The following is a 23,021-nucleotide window of genomic DNA, read 5'->3' on the forward strand; positions in this document are numbered from 1 at the left end:
TCATGCGGTACTAGTTGCACGTTAAACTAGAGTCTAAACTTAAATTGCAAATCTCAAGAATATAAGACATAACGTTATTGACAAGAGTCTCCATAGTATTCTGACTAATTGAAGGTTCAGAAAAGACAAAATTCAACAGCATTTTTCCTTGAAAAGTTGAGGCGTGGATAATAAAAACACCTGCATACAAAGCATGGGAACCAGCAAAACTGATTTCTTCTAGTTCAAATTCACCGTAATGTTGCGGAATATTGACTCTGCCAACATTAGACACAGACACCGTGGCAGCTACTTGCCTGGGGTAGATAAAACAAAAATCTATAAGATTCTTGGCAATCAAAATCATTTTAAAGAGATCACCAGATTTTTTACTAACTTCAAGCTTTTGTTTTACCTCGCGGGCTAATTCCCATAAGGACGTATTTTTTTTAATGGTATAAAATCCCATGCTAGAGGAGGCTAACACCGCCAAATGATTATCACTGATTGCTGGTTCCAGATGCCTCCTCAAATCAAAATATGATAGGCAATTTAGTCGTATATTTTTTCTATTACCTTTGATTATTTTTCTCCCGATTGTAAACATCATTACAGCACACAATGCACTATGCACTGTTGTATTTTCTTGCCGACAATGATCGACAAACTTTTGGGTTAAATCTTGGTCAAGTTGTCTGTGGATAATATTGCAACGACGCTTTGCAATAGATACGTACTTTTCAAAACCTAATGTTTTGGGTCGATTCCAGATTTTTTGTAATCCAAGCTGTAACAACAATATAATGCTGTTTATCCTACCTCTGAACCCTTTAGTCCATTCGGGCATTAATTCTTCTATGGGTGGAAGCGGAGTTAAGCTAGCACCTGGATTGATTGGTTCACCAGACACAATTTTTTGGCAACAAGTCAATATTTCGGAGTGAAGTTGGATGGATGATAAACCATCTGCGATCGCATGGTGTATTGTTGTAATTAGGTAAGTTATACGCTCCGCACCCACCAGATGAACAAGAACCACTCGTAGCAGACCTTTGCTACTATCAATTTTTTCGTTCATCTCTTCATAAACTACTTCTTGCCACTGCTGATTATTTGACTGCCTTACAACCCGTAAAGCAATCTTTGCAGTTCCTTGATTTTGAAAACTGAGACTATTCTTAGAACGAACAATTTGAGAATTTAGACGAGGGTGACGACACTGAATCACGTCTAAAGCTTGTGCTAGAGTTTCTTCGCAGATATAGCCCTTGATGCGACTAATAGTTACTATGTTCCAGGTTTTAGCACGGCTATTTAAGATTTCCATAGCTTGCTCGATGCGTCCCAGTTTCCTGTTGTAAATCATATTTACTTTTGATTTGTTCTAACGACTAATGTTTGCAAGCTTAGTTTCTATGGAGGTTGTCATTATTTAACAACCTGTAGAGTAAGCTTTGCTAAAACCTGGATATATTCATAGTTTTAAACTATCAAAGTTTTGTTATGTAAATTTTTCAAGAACAGCTTTGATGTTCAAATCTCAAAAATCTCTGACTGCGAAGCTTTAGATTCTTCAGCTAAACGCTGGGATAGAGTTTCAATAGTGGGGTAATGCCACAATAGAATTGGAGATAGCTCAAAACCAAACAATTTCTCTGCTTTGCTAACAAGAAACATTGCCTGCGCTGACTCTAAACCGTAACTATCTAAAGGCTGACTGACATCTATATCTTTGGGTTCAACTCCTAACTGCTCTGCAATATGAGATACTAACCAAGCTTGAATTTCTTCTGCGGTATAAGACTGCTTTTTAGTTGTCTCAGGAGTAGACTGACTCATTTACACACCTCTGAAGTAAAAGGAATTTGATATGTAGCATTTCTAAATAGGATATGAACAAGTTAAAAACCGATAATTCTTGTTCATAGCATCAATAGAATTGCTATACTCACTAAAATTTTGGAAAAGTTGAAGCTAGGAGATACTAGAAAATGTTTTAACTTTCACTACTGCTTCATATCTGTTAGAGGATGTTTGAAAAGTAATTGTCTGTGATTTTAGGCACTTGTTGATCCCCCCTAACCCCCCTTAAAAAGGGGGGAACCGGAATTAAAGTCCCCCTTGTTAAGGGGAGCCAGTGCGGTCTTGGGGGTTTCCCCCATGAGCAACTGGCGTGGATTTAGGGGGATCTAAAACTTTTGATACCGAGAAGAGGACTTTTCAAACATACTCTAAGACTTACGCAAACAATAGTCAAAAAATGATTTTCAGTTAGGGGCAGCTTTGCATTTACATTGATTACCCCTACAGCCTATAGTTTTGCGTAAGTCCTAATCTCTTAAACGCACATCGGGCTATATACAATTTGTCAACTAATCAGCGACCCGAATGCGAATATCACCCTGCACAATGCATTGACAAGCTAGGCGAATATTGGGATTATCTGGAGCCAACACATCAAGCAAAATCCGTTCTTCATCCATCACAGGAGTTAGATTTTCCATCCCACTTACAACTTCTATGAGGCAGGTTCCGCAAGCAACGCAACGACAACCAAATAAAATTGAACTAGGATGATCATCACAAACCTGAGTTAAGCGTTGGTTTGCTTCAACTTGAACTGTTTTTTGATCGTCTTCAAAATGAATAGATACTATCATTTCTCAACTCACTAGGTTCAGGAAATAGGGTTAGCAGATTTAGCAAACCTTAGGCAACTTCAACAACTTTTTGAATTTCCTTAATTGCCAAAGCATCCTTGTAACGCTGATAGCGGTTACCTAGCTTAGTTGTGTTTAACTCCAATCCCAGTTCTTTAATCAGACGCTCTAGCTGCTGAGATTTGTATTGCCAACTCTTTTGTTCCATGTAACCAATGATATTGCGCCACTTTGAACTCACCTGTCTCCAAGAATGAACTAATTGATTTATATCTACTTGCTTATCAGCTAACTCAGGATGGTGCAAAGACATACTTAGTGAGTTTAGCCCAATTCTAACATCAGTTAACATGACTCCTTGCACAGTCAGGTCTAACTTCTCTAAATAAGTTGTGAAACTAGCACTAATGTAGTCTTCCACAATTAGCTGTATGAAATATCGAATGAAATCTTGAGCCTCTGGAGGAGCTACCCTATACAGTTCTACTCCTAAATCAAAAGATGTTGTGTAATGACGTGCTTCATCTGTTAAGTGGCCCTGATTCAATTCAAAAGCTAATGGTTCATAATCAAACTTTTCGGGAGAATCAAATAAATAAGCTTCGCTTTTTTTTAATTCCACATTAGCCATGTACCGATACAGCAGAGCCAAACTACCCAAGCCACTTTCTTGGACTTTTTCGGCGGGTAGCATCCTCATGGCATCCCCAATCATAAAGCGTAAAGTTCGATATGTAAAATTTTGACCTTGTTGCTGTGTCTGTTCGATAATCTCTTTAAGAGAGTTTTTCCCCTTTTGAAGATTCAACAGAGTTTCATTTAAATCTTCATTAAAAGTAAAACGGGTATCGAAACTGTCAAAATCTGATTGAGGTATTGCACCAACAGAACCATAGAAAAAACCAGGCTCATCAAAGGAGCTTTGAATTCCTATTTCTCGGCAAACCATACTATATACGGTTCTAAAAGACCAAATATGATCCATTTCTTCATTAGTTTCCTGATGAAGAATCATAAATTCATCCGAGTAGGAAGAAAAAACTTTTTCGGCAATACTCATGTTGGAAATGAGAGACTGATATTCGCTATTGGCAACATACTTGTATAAGTTAGCAAAGAATGTCGCAGATAAAATTGTCATTTGACGAGCATTAAAGGAAAGTAAATACTCACAAATGGGTACAGGTAATGGGAGCATTCCCGGATGAGAGTAGAGTTTTTCTCCTTTAATTCCCTGCTTGCTCATCGCTATAGCGACAGTTTTTAATTCTAAGGGATTAGTATGTGCCTGCTCGAAAAGCTTATTTTGGATCTTGGGAATTCGGTTATCAATTTTAACAGTGCTCATCTGATTTTCCTCCTTTAATTAGCAGTAGATGGACGATATTCACTGTAATAAGCTGGCATTTGTAAACCCTGCATTTTCAAACTTTGCATCCGGTATAAAAATGCCGCTCCGGTCATAATCTGATTAGCAATATCAACGACTTGGCGATTATTTGATTCAGATAAATAAGAACCTCTAACCCAGTCATTGAAGCTGCCCATAGCTGGGCCACACCAAATTTGATAATCCATTTCTCTCCCTTTTTCCCCAAAGTTAGACCAACGAGATGATAATCCCAGATACCAGCGGAAAATTAGAGCCATCTTCCGTTTGGGATTATTAACAGCTTTGGTTAATTTATCGGGATTACGTTGAGATAAATAACTAACTGTTTCTTCCCAAACTGCTTCCAAACTCTTTTGTAAAACTTGTTTTTCTAATTTCTCTCTTTCTGCTAGTGGAATATCTTCAATTGAGTCATAGTTTTTGTATAACTCAAACAGTTTTTGTGCCCGCAAAGGAAAGAGAGTTCCTCTTTTGAGAACTTGGAGTTTTACCCCCATTTCAAACATATCTGCCGCCGGAGCCATCATTACATCAGCCATCTCGGCTTGAGCCAGCAATTGTTTAGTATGTTGAGAAGTTCCAGCTTCAATACAAGATTGATTAATTGAGCCGGTCACAACATAAGCAGCCCCCATCATAAAGGCAGCTAATGCTGATTGTGGCGTAGCAATTCCTCCTGCTACTCCGACTCTGACTGGTTTTTCATAAGAAAATTTTCTTTGAATTTCATCTCTCAATTCCAAAATAGATGGTAAAAGACAAACCAAAGGACGATTATCTGTATGACCACCAGAATCAGCTTCTACAGTAATATCATCAGCTACAGGAATTTTTTCAGCTAGACTTGCTTGTAATTCACTAATAAGACCTTGCTCAACTAATTGTTTTAAGATTTTTGTGGGAGCAGGTTGCAGAAATTTAGTTGCAACTTCTCTCCGAGAAATTTTGGCAATAATTTTATTTTTGATTTCGATTTGATTGGCTGCATTCAAACCAAGTCCAGCAGCGCGGTAGTAAACAATGTTGTCAGTCAAATCGAGGAAGGCGGAAGCTTCGATTGTTCTTACCTGATATTTAAGATACAAATCAACAACGCCGCGTTCAATAGCAGGTTCACTGGGACTGTGGAGTAAGTTAAATGCGTAAGGCCCTTGGGGTAAAGCTTTTTGAATATGGTTAATGGCTGCTTCGACGCGAGCAGGAGATAAGCCACCAGCACCAAATGAACTTAGGATTTTCTCTTTACCAAGGGCAATTACTAGTTCTTCAGAAGCAATTCCTTGAGCCATTGCGCCCGTGGCATAAGCGTATTTTACGCCATGAAAGCTGAGAAAAGTTGGATCACCTAATTGTCGAATTGATAACGGTGGAACAGCTATTAATGTTTCTGCATCCTCAGACTTTTCTTGGTTGTAAGGATATAAATAACCTTCGTTAGTTGCGCCAATTTTTCCTTCGACTCTAATAATATAACAAGGTTTATCTAAATTTAGTAATTTAGATTTTATGCCTTTTTCGTTAAAAGAGACAGAATCTAAAGCACCTTGCCAACCTTGATTTTGATGGTAAGAAAAGTCTGATACTTTCAGGTAATTACCATTTTTGTTTAGTATATTGTTTGCGCCTATCATGCTTTTATTTCTCCAGTCAGATAATGTAGCTGCATAAAAGTATGAAAATTTAGATTTTATTCAAATAACCTTTGATAACAAGCCATTTGCAACTGAATTATGGCGCTGATTTGCTTTAGTGACTCCTGTCGCGCTTGTAAAAAAACAGCATGAGTTTTGGTCATACGAGAAGCATTTTCACTTAGCTTTTGATAGTAAGGGCTACGTAAATTGAGACAATGGGGTTCATCAATAACATGAGAAATTGTCAAACTAGAAGTCAGAATGGATTGATAATTTTCCTGTTCTGTTATCCAAGTTTCGTTATTTTCTGATTTCTCGACAGTTTCTAAATTACGCTCTTGTAGCAATAGCTGAGTCGATTCGCTACCATTTTTAATACCTTCTCGCTGTTGTATATGTTCTGTATTTCTATAAGTATTGACAGGATTTGTGATTGTAGTTTGAAACAAAGAAGAATTCATTTGTGCTAATTCCTTAAAATCTGGTAGTTTATGCTGCTGTTGATTAACAGTGTTAATGGGATGGCTAAAAGATATATCTTGAAGCTTTTCTTGTTTCTTATTGTTCAAAGACGTGTAATTAATCTCGCTACTGTCTAAGTTTACAAATCTCACCTTAGAATTGTTTTTGTGGGAAACTTTTGGTTCTTGAAAATATAGTGGTGATAAATCTAAATTAACCCGATGACTGAGGAGTTTTGCTAAGGCTTTGATAATAGAAGTATGATCATCTACACCTCTTTTATTAAGAGACACAGTGATGTGTTCTTTTACACCGAGGGTTTTATCAATCCATCTGGAACAGTTACTACCGGCACCTACTTCGATGAATATTTTGAAACCATCTTCATAGACGCGGTTAATTAGCTGAGGAAAATTAAGCTGTTGACAGAGGTTTTGAGCAATGTTGTGAGCAATAGAATGGCTGTCAAGGGCAATGGGTTTATACTCGGCTGCGGAATAGAAAATAGTATCTGGTACGTTTTGAGTAGGTAATGTATTTAATCTCACAAGTTCATCGTATTCAGAGCGCATTGTCTCGCAATGAATCACATGGGTGAAGGGAGCAGAAAAAGCATTACAATTTAAGTTGGCAATTACTCGCTGACAGGCTTGAATATCACCAGCGATCGCAACTTCTTCTGTAGTATTAATTAAAGGTAAATAGACGTGCTTTTCATCTTTGATAGCTTCCTGAACACGCGAGACTGGACACATCAGAATATAGTTGCGCCAAAAATCTTCGCTTGGCTCATCTTGTCCTTGAGGTAATCCCCAATACTCGCGCACAGCATTTTTGGGGCCAGATAGCCTCGTCTTCAGCAGAGATGATGAGTTAAAGCCCTCGCTACCTTCTTGAAACTCAGTCCAGACACCTTGAGCCAACATCATGCTAATTTCGCCCAAGCTATAACCAAAAGCAGATTGGGGCTTGAGTTGGAAATAATTTTTCAGAATTGCTGTCATCAGCCCAGCACAGGCCATTTCTGATTCGAGTACTGCTACTGAATCTTTGAGCAATCGCTGTTCAAGGGCTTCTAATTGCCTGGTTGACAATTTTTCTAAGCTTCGGGGATAAATAAGTTTTTCGACGTTGGCAACACGATTGTAGATGCTTCTGATGAAGGGATCATCGTAAAGTTGAGGAAACAAACGAAACAGATTTCGACCTAATCCGATATAAGCACTAAAGGCACCTGGGTAAACGAAAGCAACTTTACCTTTTTGACCCAGCGGTTTAGCCGTAAAATAGCTACCGAGAGGACTTTGCCAGTCTTTCCCTGTCTCAAAGGCATGGGCAATACCCTTGAGGGAGTGCTGAATTTCTCGTTGCAATTCCTCTTGACTGTGTCCGAGAATTGCTAGAGCATAAGTTGCCTGTTGACGCTGTTGAAAAGCTGTAAAAGTCTGCCTAGCAGCGTCAGATAGGGAAGAAGAATTTTGAATCGTTTGCTCAAGAGTGCGGATTTCGCCTAATAGAGTTGATTGATCATCAGCTGCGATCGCAAATACATAATAAGGCATTTGCTCTAAATATCGGCTGCTGTGCTCTCTCTGATTTGGTTCCTCTGACAAAATTAAATGTGCGTAACTCCCATCTATCTCCATCCCATTAATCGCAGCTATTCTTCTGGTAGCTCCTTTTTCTAAAAACCAGGGTTTTGATTCAAAAGCGACATAAAAAGGACTACCTTGCCAAATCTCTGGCGTTTTGGGGCTAGACCATTGGGGAACTGCGGGAATATAGCGGTGATATAAGCAGAGTGCTGTTTTAACTAGACTAACTATTGCCGATGCAGTATGTGTATGACCAATATTGGCTTTGACACTACCGATCGCACAAGTTAAATTTGGTTCAAATGTGCGATAAGCTGTGAGCAAACCTTGAATTTCTGACTCATCTTGCTGGGGAATACCACTACCAACAACTTCCAAATAGTTGATATCTTTCGGTTTGATGTCTGCAAGATGAAAAGCCTGTTGACAAACTTGTGTCACCGCTTCAGAATTTGGGGATTGGGAACTGGAGACGCGATTTGTTGAATTTTTCAGGACACTGAGAGCGTCAATCGTTGCATATATGCGATTGTTCTCTTGTTTTGCTGTTTCGTGGAGCTTCAATACTACAGCCGCCGCACCCTCGCCTACTATCCAGCCATTGGCATTCTGGTCATAACTGAGAGTATTCACGCCTGTGTTAACTTTTGTTATTTGATTTCGTCGTAAAACACTAGCACCATCCCCAGCAAGCTCGATTGCACCGACTAAAACAGCATCTACTTCTCTGATTGTGAGTAGCTTTTGTGCAAGTTCTAAAGCTTTAAAAACAGTATTGTGTTTAGCAATTAATGTGAATGCAGGGCCAGCAAAATTCCATAGTTTGGAAATATAATCAGCCAGTCCATTTTCGATGTAACTTGGATATTGATTATCTTGTTCGATGGCTTTTAACTGCTCTGTTTTCGGAAGTTGATCCAGAGTTAGTTCTGTAGCAGTAGCAATGATTATTGCTATTCTTGTCCCTTGAGAAAGTGCCGCATCTTTGAGGGCATTATCAGCTACCTGAAGCATCAATAGTTCTTGAGAATTAAAATTGTCTACTTCTTCTGGCGGTATTTCCAAATCTAAAGCATCAATCTCAAAATCTTTGATGTATGCGCCTAATGGTAATGCACCGTCGGCAAAACCATAGTTTTTCAGCAACTTTTCTTGGGCTTCTATTGCTTGCAATCGCTGAGGAGGTATGGAAATAAAATGCTGAGTTCCTTCATAAATACTGCGTTCAAAGGCATCTAATCCTTTGCAGTCACCACCCAAATAGCAATCCATTCCCACAATTGCTATTTTAGGAGTTTTATTTTTTGCAAATTCTTCCATCACCTGTCTCCTCAAGCTGATATATACATTTTTGAGTTGCTGATTCCCTGACTTTTTACGGTATCTGGAAAACCTCTCTCCTTTAAGTCCACGGTGTCTGAAATGCTGATTAATCGAGGTTTTACCCCACCCTAACCCTCCCCTTGCAAAGGGGAGGGAACTAGATTTTCTATTTCCCCATTCTGGAAAATCAGTAATGATTGGTTGGATTTTACTTGCAAAGGGGAGGGAACTAGATTTTCTATTTCCCCCCTTGGCAAGGGGGGATTAAGGGGGGTAATTTGACTTGTGTGTACACCGCGTAGGGGGGGTAATTCTACACCGTAGCTCCTCAAAGGAGAGAGACTTTGAATTTCTTACCTGGGGTTAGGAAGCTTTTCCAAATTAAGTGAAAAGTTAGGCTAATTCCTACTTAAATTTCATCTAATTGCTTGGGTAGAATAGTTCCCTTTGCTCCAAGCATTCGGGTATATATTTGTCCTTGCTGATTATGGGCGATGACATCAACCACTAAACCCGATTCTGTTTTAGATTTTATTTCACAAGAAACATAAAATGTTTCATCAAAGGGGACAGCTTCAAACTGTTCAAAAGTTTTGATTTCCGAAGGTAGACAAGCTACCTGATAAAAATGCTGTGCCCAAATCCAAAATGCATGAATCTGCACATCTGCAATATAAGGATTAAATGTTTGGACTGGGAATTGTCCTTGTTGTCTTTTTGCTGGTTCTGGCAAGTAGCATTCTATGGTTATCTTATCCAGAGTGGCATTTAAGACAGATTTTACGCCTTGAAAAGTAAGTCCGTGAAATAAGGTAGCTGCCCCATTTTGATAAAGTGATGAAGTCGTAGCGGTGATTCTATGATCCTGGCTTAAGTTCAGAAATTCGAGTGTAGGGGTACTAGGAACTTGCCGCTTCAGTTTCATCTGGCTACTGAAATGATAACGGATTTTACCTTCTGGAGTTTTACTCCAAATTTTGGCATCGAAATCTATTTCATTGATATCATGTTTAGCAATTTCTTGCAATTCTAAAGTGTATTCAGTTGGTAAATTTTCATCGAAAATTAGTCCCTTTAAAACTTTATAATTTGTACAACTGAAAGCTTTGTAACCAGGATAGATTTGTTCACAAGCATTAGCAATCCATAATAGTCCACAAGTTGCTGGTAGAACTGGATAACCAGCAATGACATGGTCTTGTAAAAAGGGATTAGCAGCTAATGTGAGTTGCCGCTGGATACGAAAAGTTCTTAACTCACTTGGTAGCTTTTCCGGCATAAACACCAGGGGACTACCAATCACAACTTGCACAGTTTCTTGATTTGTACTAGCTAATTCATCAACTAAAAACTCTGTGCCAACTTCAATCGGAATAGTCTCAATATTTCGTTCAGCAAAAGCTTGCTTTAATTCGGGAGAAACCATACCACTGTCCCAAGGGCCCCAATTAATCGCTACTACATGAGAATGGGGATGGTTGCGTTTGACAAGGTGGGCTGATTTGTTGAGAATTTCATTAGCGATCGCATAATCTGTCTGTCCGACATTTCCGTAGAAACCAACTACAGAAGAAAACAGGACTAAATAATTCAATTGATTGGGTGGTACACACCGCAACAGATTTTCTAGACCTTTAACTTTGGCAGTGTAAACTGTTTCAAAATCTTGGACTGATTTTTTCTCAATCCGCTTATCAGCCAGATTACCAGCCCCGTGAATAATTCCTGTCACTGGGCCAAAACGCTTCACAGCATTAGCAACTTGTTCAGAAAGCGCGATCGCATCAGTCACATCAACATTTAAATATTCAGCTTTCCCACCCGCTTGTTTAATGGCTTGTAAGGTTGTAGCAATTTCCCGACTAGATGAAATAACGTTAAACTTTTTCTGCACCATTGCAGGTGTGGGTTTTTCGCCTCTAGCGAGGAAATCCTCCATAATCCGCTTTTTCAAATCAGCTTCACTCAAGTAGCCTTCAGTCCACACAGGTTCTGGATCGGCGGCGGAACGACCTATTAAGATAAATTTGCATTGATAACGTTGCGCTAGTTTGATCGCACACTGAGCCGTTATCCCTTTAGCACCGCCACTTACGAGAAATACTTGAGATTGGGCATTGGCGATGGGGAAAAGGTTGGCGGAAAAGGTGCTGGGTGCAAAGGGGATTGTTCCTACTTGCTGCGCTCTGTTTTTTTGTTCTTCTTGTTCACATATTAAGGTTGATCTTCCTTGTGAACTGTATCCCACTTCCACAACCAATAGATTGGGGTCGTGAAGTTCAGCGAGGATATACTGTGCTGATATTTCGGCATCTAAATCAGGATTGAGGTCGATCGCTCGGCAAAATACAGATTCCCATTCCTGGTTCAAACTTTTAGTGAGTCCAAATAGTCCAGCACCAATTGCACCGAAGTTAGTTTTGTGTCCTAGTCCGAATTCGCCATCCAGACGAGCCACAGTTACAAAACTACTGCGTCCTTGAAGTGCTGCTTGATTCAGTGGTTCTTTGAGATATTTGGCGATGAGAAAGATATGACGAAGAATAGCTCTTTCTGATTCCAGATAGCGGACATTCTTGCTTGTATCTTCGTGATTTGAGGGATTTAGATGGATAAATGTAGCGATCGCACCATAATTATTAGCGATCGCTGTTAACTGTTCTTGCAAATGCTCCTCGCTCAAATCTGCAAGCACCACACGGCTAACCCCTTCAGGTAAAGCAGATTGCTTAGGAATCACAGTTGAGGGAAAAGTTAAGACAACAGTCTTCCAGCCACGCTTTAACAGAGTCTCAGCTAGTTTCGCCGTGGTGAGAGAACCATCATCAGTAAGCAAGGCAATATGCTGATCTGGGAACGTGAAATCTAAAAAATCAGGTTCAGGAAGATATTTGAGTTTGACAGGAGAGCGAAGAATTCGGGATTGGGTACTGGGTACTGGGGATTGGGTATTGGGTATTGGGGATTGGGGATTGGGTAATGGGGATTGGGAAAACTCTTCCCCAGTCCCTAGTCCCCAGTCCCCAGTCCCCACCCCCTTCTCTATATATGCAACAATTTGTCCGAGAGTATGTAATTGAGCCAATGCTTCTGAATTCAGCTTGGGTAAATCAGGATATAGTTCTAGCAACGCTCCTAGAATTTCCACAAGTTTGACGCGATCAATTCCCAAATCTGTCTCAAGATCCATTGATAAATCTAACATCGTCATCGAGTAGCCAGTTTTTTCACTCACGACGTTAGAGACAATGTTAGTAAGCTCTGGAGATGAGGGGGGTGAAGAGGGTGAAGAGGGTGAAGGGGATGAAGGGGATGTTACTGTTACTCCCCCATCACCGTCATCTCCCCCATCCTTCCCATCTTGCCCATTTTCATCCACAGGTGCGTTGACAAGGCCCACCGCAGGGATCGCTGCTGAGATTTCTGATGCAATTTTCCCCATATACTCAGCTATTTGACCGAGGGTGCGTAGCTGTCCCACTTCTTCGGGATTCGGTCTGGGCAAATCAGGATATAGTTCTAACAACGCTCCGAGAATTTCCACACGTTTGATGGAATCAATCCCCAAATCTGCCTCGATATCCATTGTCAGGTCTAGCATCTCCGTTGGATAGCCTGTTTTATCACTAACAACGTTAATCAGAGTTTCGCTCAGGATGGCTTGATCAATGATTACTGCTGGGGGTGGGGGTGCTACTGGTTCTGTGGGCGTTACTGGTTCTGCTGGTGCTACTGGTTCTGCTGGTGCTGAAGGGACAAACGCTACAGTTGCAGTATTATTCTCCTCTAATGGGGGAATATCCAAAACTGCTGCTTGATAATGTGCGCCATTACCATTTGTACCATTACCATTAGTTGAAACTGGCTCAGATTTAATGGCAAATCCATTACTCGATACATCAACCGATGCAGTTTCCAGAACAGAGTTATCCTTTTGGGTTGGTGGAACTACTGGACTAGGTTGATAGTTAATTGGCGGTATCAGACTTGTATTGCTGGGCGACTGTTCATAATGTCGCTGGAGCAATTGGAAAAAGTTGTTAGTGTATTCTTGCTGATGGTTCAGATATTGCTCATGGATGCGGATGCTATCAGCTTGATGGTCGTGAAACCGCATGATGCTGCGTTCTGAACTAGAGACTACTAATTGCTGTGTTTGTGTTTGTGGCTCGCTGAATTTACCATTTCCCCACAACGCATGTTGTTGCTGCATGAGTTGGAAAAAGGTTTTGGTATATTCTGTCTGATGGTTCAAAGATTGTTCATGAACCTGCAAGATATCATGTTGATGGCGATTGAACTCTATTAATGTGTACTCTAAGTTGTCTATAGCTCTTAGGTAACTTAGAGGAAGTTCTGGAATAGGTTGCAAAGACTTGATATCTAGTTGGTCTGATTGCCCATTCTGCACAGATTTCACTCCACCATTGACTGCGACTTTCTCTGCTGGATGAGAGGGGTTAGCTGTTGCTGGTTTATTGCCATTGCCAACGGTGGATTGACCATTGACTGCGACTTTCTCTGCTGGATGAGAGGGGTTAGCTGTTGCTGGCTTATTCCCATTTCCAACGGTGGATTGACCGTTGACTGCGACTTTCTCTGCTGGATGAGAGGGGTTAGCTGTTACTGGCTTATTGCCATTTCCAACAGTGGATTGACCATTGACTGCGACTTTCTCTGCTGGATGAGAGGGGTTAGCTGTTACTGGTTTATTACCATTTCCAACGGTGGATTTCACTTGATGCCCATTTTGCATAGCTTTTTCAAAGGACTGCTTTGTTTTTTCTGATACATAGTTGGTGCTATTTAAGCGGACATTCAAGACCTTATTTGGAGAAGCTTCTGGGATTTTGTACTCCAGTTGATAGGGGTCTAAGTTTTGCAAAGGTAATCCAGCAACGCGCAACTGAATAACAGCTTGCCGTAAAGTGCGATCGCTATCTTTGAGATGACTGGTGTTTAAAGCTACAGCTAAATGAGGGCGATCGCTCAGAATATCTTTTACCAAGTTGGTGAGAACGCTCCTCGGCCCAAATTCAATAAAGCAATGACCGCCTTCAGCATAAATATTCTCAATTTCCTGCTTAAACAACACCTGATTCCTCAGATGTTCTTTGAGGACTTTTTGAATAACTTGCGGGTCATTTGGGTAACGCTTTCCAGTCACATTGGTGAAAACCGGGATTTGTGGCTCGTTGAAAGTAACTTTTTCAATAGCTCTGGCAAAGGGTTGCTGTGCATAAGCTACTAGTGGAGTATGGAAAGCTGCGGAAACTCCCAGCAAGATTGTAGAAAATCCTTGAGTTTTCAGAGCCTCTTCTACATTGGCAATTTCAGCTTTCGTCCCTGCTAACACCATCTGATTTGGAGAATTCAGGTTAGCAATGGTAATCAGCGGGAAATTCTGAATCAGTTCTGTAACCTGATTAACATCCCCTTTTACCGCCAGCATGGCTCCCGCATCCAACTGCGAATCTTCTGGTGCAGCCATCGCTTGACCCCTAGCCTTGACTAAGAAAAAGTAATCTTTCTCACTCAAAACCCCCGCAGCCCAAAGAGCGGTAAGTTCTCCAAAGCTATGCCCTGCCACAAAATCTGGCTTAAACCCAGCTTGTTGCAATATCTTGTACAAACCAGCACTAAAAGCCCCAATCGCCGGCTGTGCATATTCTGTTTGCTGCAAGACTTTCATCTGAGCAGTCTTTTGATCTAAATCAAACACCGGGTTAGGGAAAACAACCTCCGAAAGGGGTTGCAAACCGTCTTGGCGTAAAAGGTTGTCAATTTGAGTATAGGTCTGCCCCAATTCTGGGAAATTAATTAAGAGTTCCCGACCCATCTCTAAATATTGCGAACCTTGCCCAGAAAATAGGGCAACCACCTTCCCCTCTGTTGCTATGCCAGTTTTGCGGTAGTAAATTCCTTGGGGATGTTCCCAAGATTCTGCTTGCAACTTGTTTCTTAGTAACTCAATACTTGTTCGTAATAAGTCGCAAGCTTGAGTGAGAGAATCAGCAACAAATCCAAGTCTGGCATTTGCGATCGGAATTTCTAAAGATTGAGATGCCGAAATCAATTCTGTGTAAAGCTGCTCTCCGGTATCGGATTGCAATTGCTGTCCAATTTCTTGACAACGCGACAACAATTCTTCAGGCGTTGAGGCAAATAGCAACATCGGCTGGGAAGGTTTGTGTAAACGATAAGGTTGCTGATGTTGACTGGTGTATTCTTCCAAAACGACGTGATAATTTGTGCCGCCAAAGCCAAAAGAACTTACCCCTGCACGTCTTGGTTGCTCATCGCTGCTAATCCAAGGTCTAGTTTCCGTATTTAAATAAAACGGGGAACTATCAATATCTAATTTAGGATGCGGTTTGGTGACATTAATGGTGGCTGGTAAGACTTTGTGGTGGAGAGCCAAAGCCGTTTTAATCAAACTCGCCGCACCCGCAGCCGCTTTTGTATGTCCAATCTGCGATTTAACAGTTCCGAGGGCAATATGTTGTTTTTTGGGATTGTTTTCGCCAAAAACTTCTTTTATCGATGAAAATTCGGCTGGATCTCCAGCCATAGTGCCAGTGCCGTGTGCTTCAATCAAACCAACACTGGTAGGCGAAAATCCGGCATCTTCGTAAGCACGATGTAAGGCTCTGACTTGACCTTCAGGACGCGGTGCATAGATGCTTTTATAACGGCCATCGCTAGAAGTGCCAATACCTTTGATGACTGCATAGATTCGGTCATTATCTCGCTGGGCATCCTCAAGGCGCTTCAGGACTAACATTCCCACACCTTCACCCAGCATCATCCCATCTGATTCGGCATCGAATGGTTTGACATTCTCACCTTGGGAAACAGCAGGAGTTTTGCTGAAACACATGTAGGCCATAATTGAGTTGTCGGTGTCAACTCCGCCAGTGATCATCATATCGGCTCGATGCTCAATTAGCTCACTAATTGCCATCTTGAGCGCACCCAATGAACTTGCACAGGCGGCATCGACTACACAATTAGTTCCACCCAAATCTAAGCGGTTGGCAATTCTTCCTGTAACTACATTTGCCAGCATACCGGGGAAGGCATTCTCATCCCACTGCACGTATGCACTTTTGATTTTCTCAATGATTTTTTGTGTATCCTCATCGGATAAACCGCTACCTTTGAGAACTTTTTCCCAAACTGGGTACTGCATTCTCGCAGTCAGTGGAACCGCCAACTGCCTACCCAGCGCTACACCTAAGATTACACCGGTGCGATCGCGACTAAACTGCCGAGATTCGCCATAACCGGCATCTTCCATCGCCGCTTTCGCAACAACTAAACCTAGCAATTGCGAAATGTCTGTAACTTCTAGGCTGTTAGGTGGTAGCCCAAATTCCATCGGATTGAAATTCACATCCGGGATAAATCCGCCTCTTTTACAGTAGGTTTTATCAAACGCTCTGGGATTAGGATCATAATAATCCTCTACATTCCAACGCGAAGCTGGAATATCAGTAATACAATCAACTTTGTGAATAATTGTTTCCCAATATTCCTGTAAATTTTTCGATTGGGGAAATATAGAAGCCATCCCGATAATGGCAATATCGGTTTTTTGCCGATGTGTATTTATTTCGCTGGTTAGTGGTGCATTGTCAACCATAACTTTTTTCACCTGTATGAGCTTGAGTAGAGCTTGTTCACAATTGCTCACTTCTTCTTGCAACTGTGCCAAAACAGCTTCAATCTTAGAAGCAGCCATGACTTTATCTTTACTATTGGATTTATTAAGATGTAGAGATTTTTATAAAAATATTACCTCTACAAAAAAGGTAGATTTGAGCGGCTTTTAGACAGAGTTAGGGTTATAGATGATGATTGATATGCTTTGAGTTAAAGATTCAAGAGTTATAACCCTGCTGGAAGAGATTTTAATGGCAATATTCTGAAGTCTAAATGTATAATTATGACTTCTTTCTTGAACTATTTCACGTATCTAAAAATCTCTTCAAATTAGAGATTCAACGTTAAAACATAAATTATTGATCCAGGGCTATTGCATTCTAGGTTCTAGACATAAGCTGCCCATCACTCAAGCTTCAGGCTAATAACTACAGTTTGTGCAAACAGACTATAATCTTTTCTCAGCCGTCTTTAGACGAATTTCGCTATTAGACTCAGAATTCATTCTGAGGCGGAATAGATGAGAATGAAATAGCCCTGGTTGTTGATCAGTTTTAGCTTGGATAGTTTCATCCAGAAAACTTATCCTACTCCGTGTTATCTTATCAACGGTTACTTGTACTGAATCTTAAACTAGTCGCTTCTCCATTTCAATTGATATGCAACTTGCATACGACGAGATAAGTGTTACCACATGAAATATTGTCAAACAAAACTTTGTAGGCAACTTCAAATTAACAGTACTATAGTTTTGGTTACACATTTGCTAGCTAACATCAGGTAAGTTATTCAGAATCTACGTATTAAACTATACAGAATCTTCTTCTGGATTAGAATTGTTATCTCCTTTATTTGTTATGGTTTGATGTTGAGCAGCAGCTAATAGCTTTTGTTCAAGTCTACTAATACTAATTCCCAACTCAGAAGCTTTTTTACTTTTCCACTCTTCTAGCTCACAATCATGTTGATTGAGCCATTCACGCACCGCGACGCGGGCCATTTCAGCTTTGCGAAGAGTCTGGCGAGCTGAATGAAAAATTAGTCGCTGGTTATCAAAGCTTGGCAATGAGAGCATGAATCGCTGTAGTTTCATTTTATCTAGGGTCTTTGGAGGGCGATCGCTTTCACTCACATAATTATTAAAACTCATTTCAATTAGTATGTCACATCGTAAAAATACATTTTAGAAATTGCATAGAAATTGCATATATCTTCGCTTCAATAATTCTCATTGAATTAAGTAAGTAAGTTGGCATGGAAATTTATAACTATGTAACGAAAAGTTAAAACTGATAGGAAGAGTTAAAATTAATACGTTCTACACTGTGTTTTCCTCTTTCTCCCCTCGCTTTAATTCCATTGATTACGGCATAAGCAAGGTCTAACTCGCCGTCAAATATTTGTCCTGATAGTTCATCTTTTTTAATATGTTGCCACTCCAATTGAATTTTGCGCCATTCATGTAAGACTTCTCTTATAGTTTGAGGAGTCTAGTTAAAGTGAGCAGCTATTTTTTTACGTATTAGGTATGTGTATTTTATCTTGAAATATTTACTATGCCTAGAGTGATAGAAGAAGGTTAAGTGCTAATAAAAAGCATTAATTTATCAACCAAGTTAAACTGTATGTAGTTTATTTGCGTATTAAAAGACACAGACAACCATCTTTTTACAAAGATTGGGTATCTGTGAATTGCTGCTATAGCTTTTACATCTATCCACAAGTTGATTTATTTGTTTAATAAATTATGCATTAATCAATAAGCTAATTTTTTCAAAAGCTATTACTGTAAAAAAAATCTATTTGCCCAATGTCACAATAGCCACTAGTAGCTATATCTAAGGAATGAAAAACTCTAGTTAACAAAAAATAAATCACGAACCAAAGACTTATTTCGATATGCTGAATAATACCAAAGATATAACAATGTTGAAAACCGATAAAGAATTGCAAACATTATTTATGATTTACGCCGAAAACATTACTAGCTAATTATCATCAACGATGTTGCATGTGGGTTGCAATTGAGTATCATTCCGTTTATCGTAAGTGATTAAATGATGTAATTCAATACTGTTTGTTTAAGAATGTCTAGAGATAGATCAATAGGGAGAAGATAAATATAAATTCACCTGATTTGCTGGTTCCTCTATATATTCATAAACGCACAGTATGACAATGCAATTTAATGCGATGACCCGTGTTGTATGAAGCGTTCTGCATAATTTTACTGTCACGAAAATATAAGGGCTTGCTGGCATGAGACTATCTGAGCTAGATCCACTCATACCGCTAATTAAGTTAAGAGAAGAACTCCTGAAGTTACCAAAAGGCTACTCGTTTTTTGAAGAGGAACTAGTAGATTTTTTATCCAGACGAAGATGGCCAGAAAGTAATCGCCGCATTGATCGGACAACTTTCTGGCGATGGAGAAATGATAACGGCATTGAGCATCAAAAAGTATTTAGTCGTTTGGATATTTTGAAGCTCTGCCAAATTTGCGACCACTATCGCATAGATGGAACTCGCAGCGAATACTTGGCGATCGTTAAAACTAAAAAAGAGGTAGTGCTAAACAAATAGAGCTATCTCTGATTAGATGCATAAAGTACTAAATGGCTCTACCGAAAGTTGATTAAGTAGTCATTGGTCATTGGTGCATACCCCGTTCCTTGTGGGTGGAAAAACTTTGTCTTTCATCGGACTAATTCAAACCATCTTAAAGAGTGGGTGTGATTTCTATTGGACTAATAACTAATGATTAGTGACTCTGCACAGTGGTTTGATTCTACTAATAGATTGATGAATCAATACCCTTAATGTTAGTGATATCTGGCTTCGGAAGATCCCCCAACCCCCCTTTAAAAGAGGGGGGCTTAATTCCCTCATTAAAATTATGGTACAAAAACAAAAACAGTCATTCATCAAACCATTCATCAAACCTGTAGGTTGGTGGCCGGTCATGTTAGCAACTACTATGGCTGTAGCTACTGGTGCTGTTACTTTCTATACCTTTTCACGATTTCAGTTGTCCTCAAAAGTTGAGCCTTTAGCTACCCCAAATAGTTCTCCTAAAATGACTGCTATTGCTGCTTTAGGACGTTTAGAACCTCAAGGAGAAGTTATTCGTCTGTCGGCCCCAGAATCCCAAGGGGGTGTAAGGGTCACAAAACTCATGGTAAACAAAGGAGATAGGGTGCGACAAGGGCAAGTAGTTGCAATTCTAGACAGTTACTTTCCTCGTCTTGCAGCCCTAGAAAAAGCCCAGCAACAAGTCATAGTTGCCCAAGCTAGTCTCAACCAGGTAAAAGCTGGTGCAAAAGCTGGAGATATATCTGCACAAAAAGCAACCATTGCTCGTTTAGAAGCTGAGTTGCGCGGAGAAACTTCTGCACAACAAGCAACGATCGCTCGCTTAGAGGCTGAGTGGCGCAATGCTGAAAGCGAAAATCAGCGATATCAACAGTTATACAAAGACGGGGCGATTTCAGCTTCCGACGCAGATACTAAACGTTTGCGAGTAGATACAGTTCAACAGCAACTCAATGAAGCTAGGGCTTCTCTCAACCGCACTGTAGAAACTCTGCAAAAGCAGTTAACGGAGGCCAAAGCCAGACTCAAAAGTATTGCTGAGATTCGTCCTACCGATATAGCAGCAGCTCAAGCTGATGTCGAAAGTGCAGTAGCCTCAGTTAACCAGGCTAAGGCAGAGTGGGATTTAAGTATTGTGCGATCGCCTATAACCGGGCAAATCATGAAAATTAATGCTTGGCCTGGAGAAGTTATCGGCAATACAGGAATAGCTGATTTAGGTCGTACACAACAGATGTATGTGGTAGCAGAAGTCTATGAAACTGATATTAAAAAAGTGCGTCTAGGTCAGTCGGCCATTATTACTAGCGATGCATTGCCAGGGAAATTACGAGGAAAAGTCGCAGATATTGGTTTGCAAATTGGCAAACAAAATATCTTTAATAGCAATCTTCAAGCAGATACCGACAACAAAATAGTTGATGTAAAAATTCGGATTGACAATACGGAAGACAACCAGCAAATCGCTGGCTTTACTGATTTACAGGTGGAGGTAATGATTGATATTTAGCACTTCTCAATAGAGCTTTTTAAACTCACAAAATATTCCTAAACTGTCTAAGATTAATTCGTAATTAGGACAGGCTAAAAAATCTTGATTTAAACAAAGCACTTTTCCTCAGCTTAGTCTAATTTCTATCCTTGAGGTTTACCAAATGATTCTCAATATACCCTTAGCTTGGCTACAATTAGCTCGACAAAAAATTCGCTTTATTGTAGCTTTGGCTGGAATTGCTTTTGTAGCAGTTCTAATGTTTATGCAAATTGGTTTCCAAGCCGCCCTCTATGATAGTGCTACCCAGTTGCATAAAAATCTAGAAGGAGACTTATTTTTAATCAGTGCCCAATATAAATCGCTAACATCAAATCAAAGCTTTTTTCGTTCAAATTTATATCAGGTATTAGGTTTTGATAGTGTAGAATCAGTTAGCCCTTTATATGTACAATTCGCTAAATTTAAGAACCCCAACAATGGTCTAAAATTTCCACTATATGTGCTTGGGTTCGATCCAGTTAAATCAATTTTTAAGTTTCCAAATATCGAAGAAAAGCTCAGTATAATCAGGATTCCTAACATTGTTTTATTTGACCGCGATTCTCGTCCAGAATTTGGTGCGATCGCTAAAGATTTTGAGCAAGGAAAAGATATAAAAGTTGAAATATTTAGCTATACCGGATTAGTTGGTTACAGAGTTAAAATTGGTGGTTTATTTAAACTAGGGCCTTCTTTTGGCGTTGATGGAAATTTAATCGTTAGTTCTTCAACTTTTCTGCGAATATTTCAAGATCGTCCGGTACAAAAAATAGATATAGGATTAATTAAACTCAAACCTGGTGCTAACCCCCAAAAAGTTTTAGCAGATTTATCAGCCAAATTACCCAAAGATGTCAGAGTTATTACCCGCAAAGACTTTATTGCTTTGGAAAAAGCCTATTGGTCTCTTAGAACACCTATTGGGTTCGTGTTTAACTTGATGGTTTTAATGGGGTTTGTTGTTGGTGTAATCGTTGTTTATCAAATACTTTATAGTAATATTTCTAGTCATTTAACCGAATATGCAACTTTAAAAGCAATGGGATTCAAAAATAAATACTTATTAAGTGTAGTTTTTCAACAAGCTTTAATTTTAGCATCTCTAGGTTATGTTCCGGGTTTAGCTATATCTATAGCCCTATATGATGTATCAAAAAATGCTACTAAATTACCAGTTATCATGACTACAGATAAAGCCATATTAGTATTAATCTCAGCAACATTAATGTGTTTAACTTCGGGGTTTTTATCTACAAATAAACTCCGAAATGTAGATCCAGCAGATATTTTCTAGATTAAATCTAGTGTATAAATAAAATGCTTAAACAAAAATTCATCGTCACCATAGAAAATCTTAATCACTACTTCGGCGATAAAAAAATACGAAGTCAGGTATTATCTGATATTAATTTTAATATCAAATATGGAGAAATTGTGATTATGACTGGGCCATCAGGTTCAGGAAAAACAACTTTACTGACTTTAATTGGTGGCTTACGTTCTGTCCAAGAAGGAAGTTTGAAATTTATCGGTCAGGAGCTTTCTGGAGCTACTAATCAGCAATTAGTTCAAGTACGTCGGCATATTGGCTATATTTTTCAAGCTCACAACTTGCTAGATTTCTTAACAGCGAGACAGAATGTTCAAATGTCACTTGAATTACACAAAAACATTCCTGAATTGGAAGCTCGCAAAAAATCAGAAGCTATACTCAGTGCTGTTAAATTGGAGAATAGAGTAAATTATTATCCATCTGATCTTTCTGGAGGACAAAAACAACGGGTAGCTATTGCTCGTGCTTTAGTAAGTCATCCCAAATTAGTTTTAGCTGATGAACCGACAGCAGCTTTAGACAGTAAGACAGGCCGAGATGTTGTCACCTTGATGCAGCAACTAGCTAAAGAACAAAATTGTGCTATCTTAATGGTCACTCACGACAATAGAATTTTAGATATTGCAGATCGCATAATTCATATGGAAGATGGTTATCTGGTCAAAGAAGTTTCGTGATTATCCTTAAGGAAACGAAAGTCTCATACAATTTCATGAAAATCTTGATACATATAGATTTTTCGTAGGGGTAAAGCACTGCTCATTGGTGTCAACTGAACGCGAAACCGCACGTCCGCCAGGGATTGTAAATCCCTGTCTCATAGCTAAAGTCATCTGAAAGATGACTAGATA

The 23,021-nt window shown here is 39.7% G+C and carries 12 protein-coding genes; 4 read left to right on the forward strand and 8 right to left on the reverse strand.

The window, feature by feature from the left end; translation table 11 throughout:
• Window positions 1-10: 10 nt before the first annotated feature.
• From RRG12_RS31750 to RRG12_RS31785, 8 genes are all read right to left on the reverse strand, one after another.
• Window positions 11-1,345, reverse strand: coding sequence for a phthiocerol/phthiodiolone dimycocerosyl transferase family protein (locus RRG12_RS31750; RefSeq protein WP_420761955.1), 1,335 nt, complete (start codon window positions 1,343-1,345; stop codon window positions 11-13).
• Between the two features lie 167 nt (window positions 1,346-1,512).
• Entirely contained in the window at window positions 1,513-1,818 is a 306-nt protein-coding gene (locus RRG12_RS31755) for a phosphopantetheine-binding protein (RefSeq protein ID WP_069074437.1), read from the reverse strand.
• A 533-nt stretch (window positions 1,819-2,351) separates the two neighbouring features.
• Window positions 2,352-2,639, reverse strand: a complete 288-nt coding sequence (locus RRG12_RS31760; protein ID WP_069074438.1) for a 2Fe-2S iron-sulfur cluster-binding protein — start codon at window positions 2,637-2,639, stop codon at window positions 2,352-2,354.
• Window positions 2,640-2,688: 49 nt separating this feature from the next.
• The gene (locus RRG12_RS31765) at window positions 2,689-3,987 is read right to left on the reverse strand and encodes a hypothetical protein (RefSeq protein WP_420761956.1); all 1,299 of its coding nucleotides are present in this window, start codon (window positions 3,985-3,987) and stop codon (window positions 2,689-2,691) included.
• A gap of 14 nt (window positions 3,988-4,001) precedes the next feature.
• Entirely contained in the window at window positions 4,002-5,663 is a 1,662-nt protein-coding gene (locus tag RRG12_RS31770; protein ID WP_420761957.1) for a PfaD family polyunsaturated fatty acid/polyketide biosynthesis protein, read from the reverse strand.
• 56 nt (window positions 5,664-5,719) lie between these two features.
• A complete protein-coding gene (locus tag RRG12_RS31775; RefSeq protein ID WP_420761958.1) occupies window positions 5,720-9,043 on the reverse strand; it encodes a PfaB family protein in 3,324 nt (1,107 codons plus the stop codon).
• 412 nt (window positions 9,044-9,455) lie between these two features.
• On the reverse strand, window positions 9,456-16,790 hold the full coding sequence (locus RRG12_RS31780) for an SDR family NAD(P)-dependent oxidoreductase (protein WP_420761959.1): 7,335 nt from the start codon (window positions 16,788-16,790) through the stop codon (window positions 9,456-9,458).
• A 729-nt stretch (window positions 16,791-17,519) separates the two neighbouring features.
• Entirely contained in the window at window positions 17,520-17,861 is a 342-nt protein-coding gene (locus RRG12_RS31785) for a hypothetical protein (protein WP_420761960.1), read from the reverse strand.
• Between the two features lie 1,109 nt (window positions 17,862-18,970).
• Here RRG12_RS31785 and RRG12_RS31790 point away from each other — a divergent pair.
• The 4 genes from RRG12_RS31790 (at window position 18,971) to RRG12_RS31805 (ending at window position 22,847) form a co-directional block, all read left to right on the forward strand.
• The gene (locus RRG12_RS31790; protein ID WP_069074443.1) at window positions 18,971-19,294 is read left to right on the forward strand and encodes a hypothetical protein; all 324 of its coding nucleotides are present in this window, start codon (window positions 18,971-18,973) and stop codon (window positions 19,292-19,294) included.
• A 313-nt stretch (window positions 19,295-19,607) separates the two neighbouring features.
• Window positions 19,608-20,813 carry an ABC exporter membrane fusion protein gene (locus RRG12_RS31795; protein WP_420761961.1) on the forward strand — a complete coding sequence of 402 codons (1,206 nt, stop codon included), beginning with the start codon at window positions 19,608-19,610 and terminating at the stop codon, window positions 20,811-20,813.
• A gap of 145 nt (window positions 20,814-20,958) precedes the next feature.
• A complete protein-coding gene (gene devC / locus RRG12_RS31800) occupies window positions 20,959-22,131 on the forward strand; it encodes an ABC transporter permease DevC (protein WP_069074445.1) in 1,173 nt (390 codons plus the stop codon).
• A 23-nt stretch (window positions 22,132-22,154) separates the two neighbouring features.
• The gene (locus RRG12_RS31805) at window positions 22,155-22,847 is read left to right on the forward strand and encodes a DevA family ABC transporter ATP-binding protein (RefSeq protein ID WP_420761962.1); all 693 of its coding nucleotides are present in this window, start codon (window positions 22,155-22,157) and stop codon (window positions 22,845-22,847) included.
• Window positions 22,848-23,021: the final 174 nt, after the last annotated feature.

The sequence above is a fragment of the Nostoc sp. CALU 546 genome, assembly GCF_048836525.1.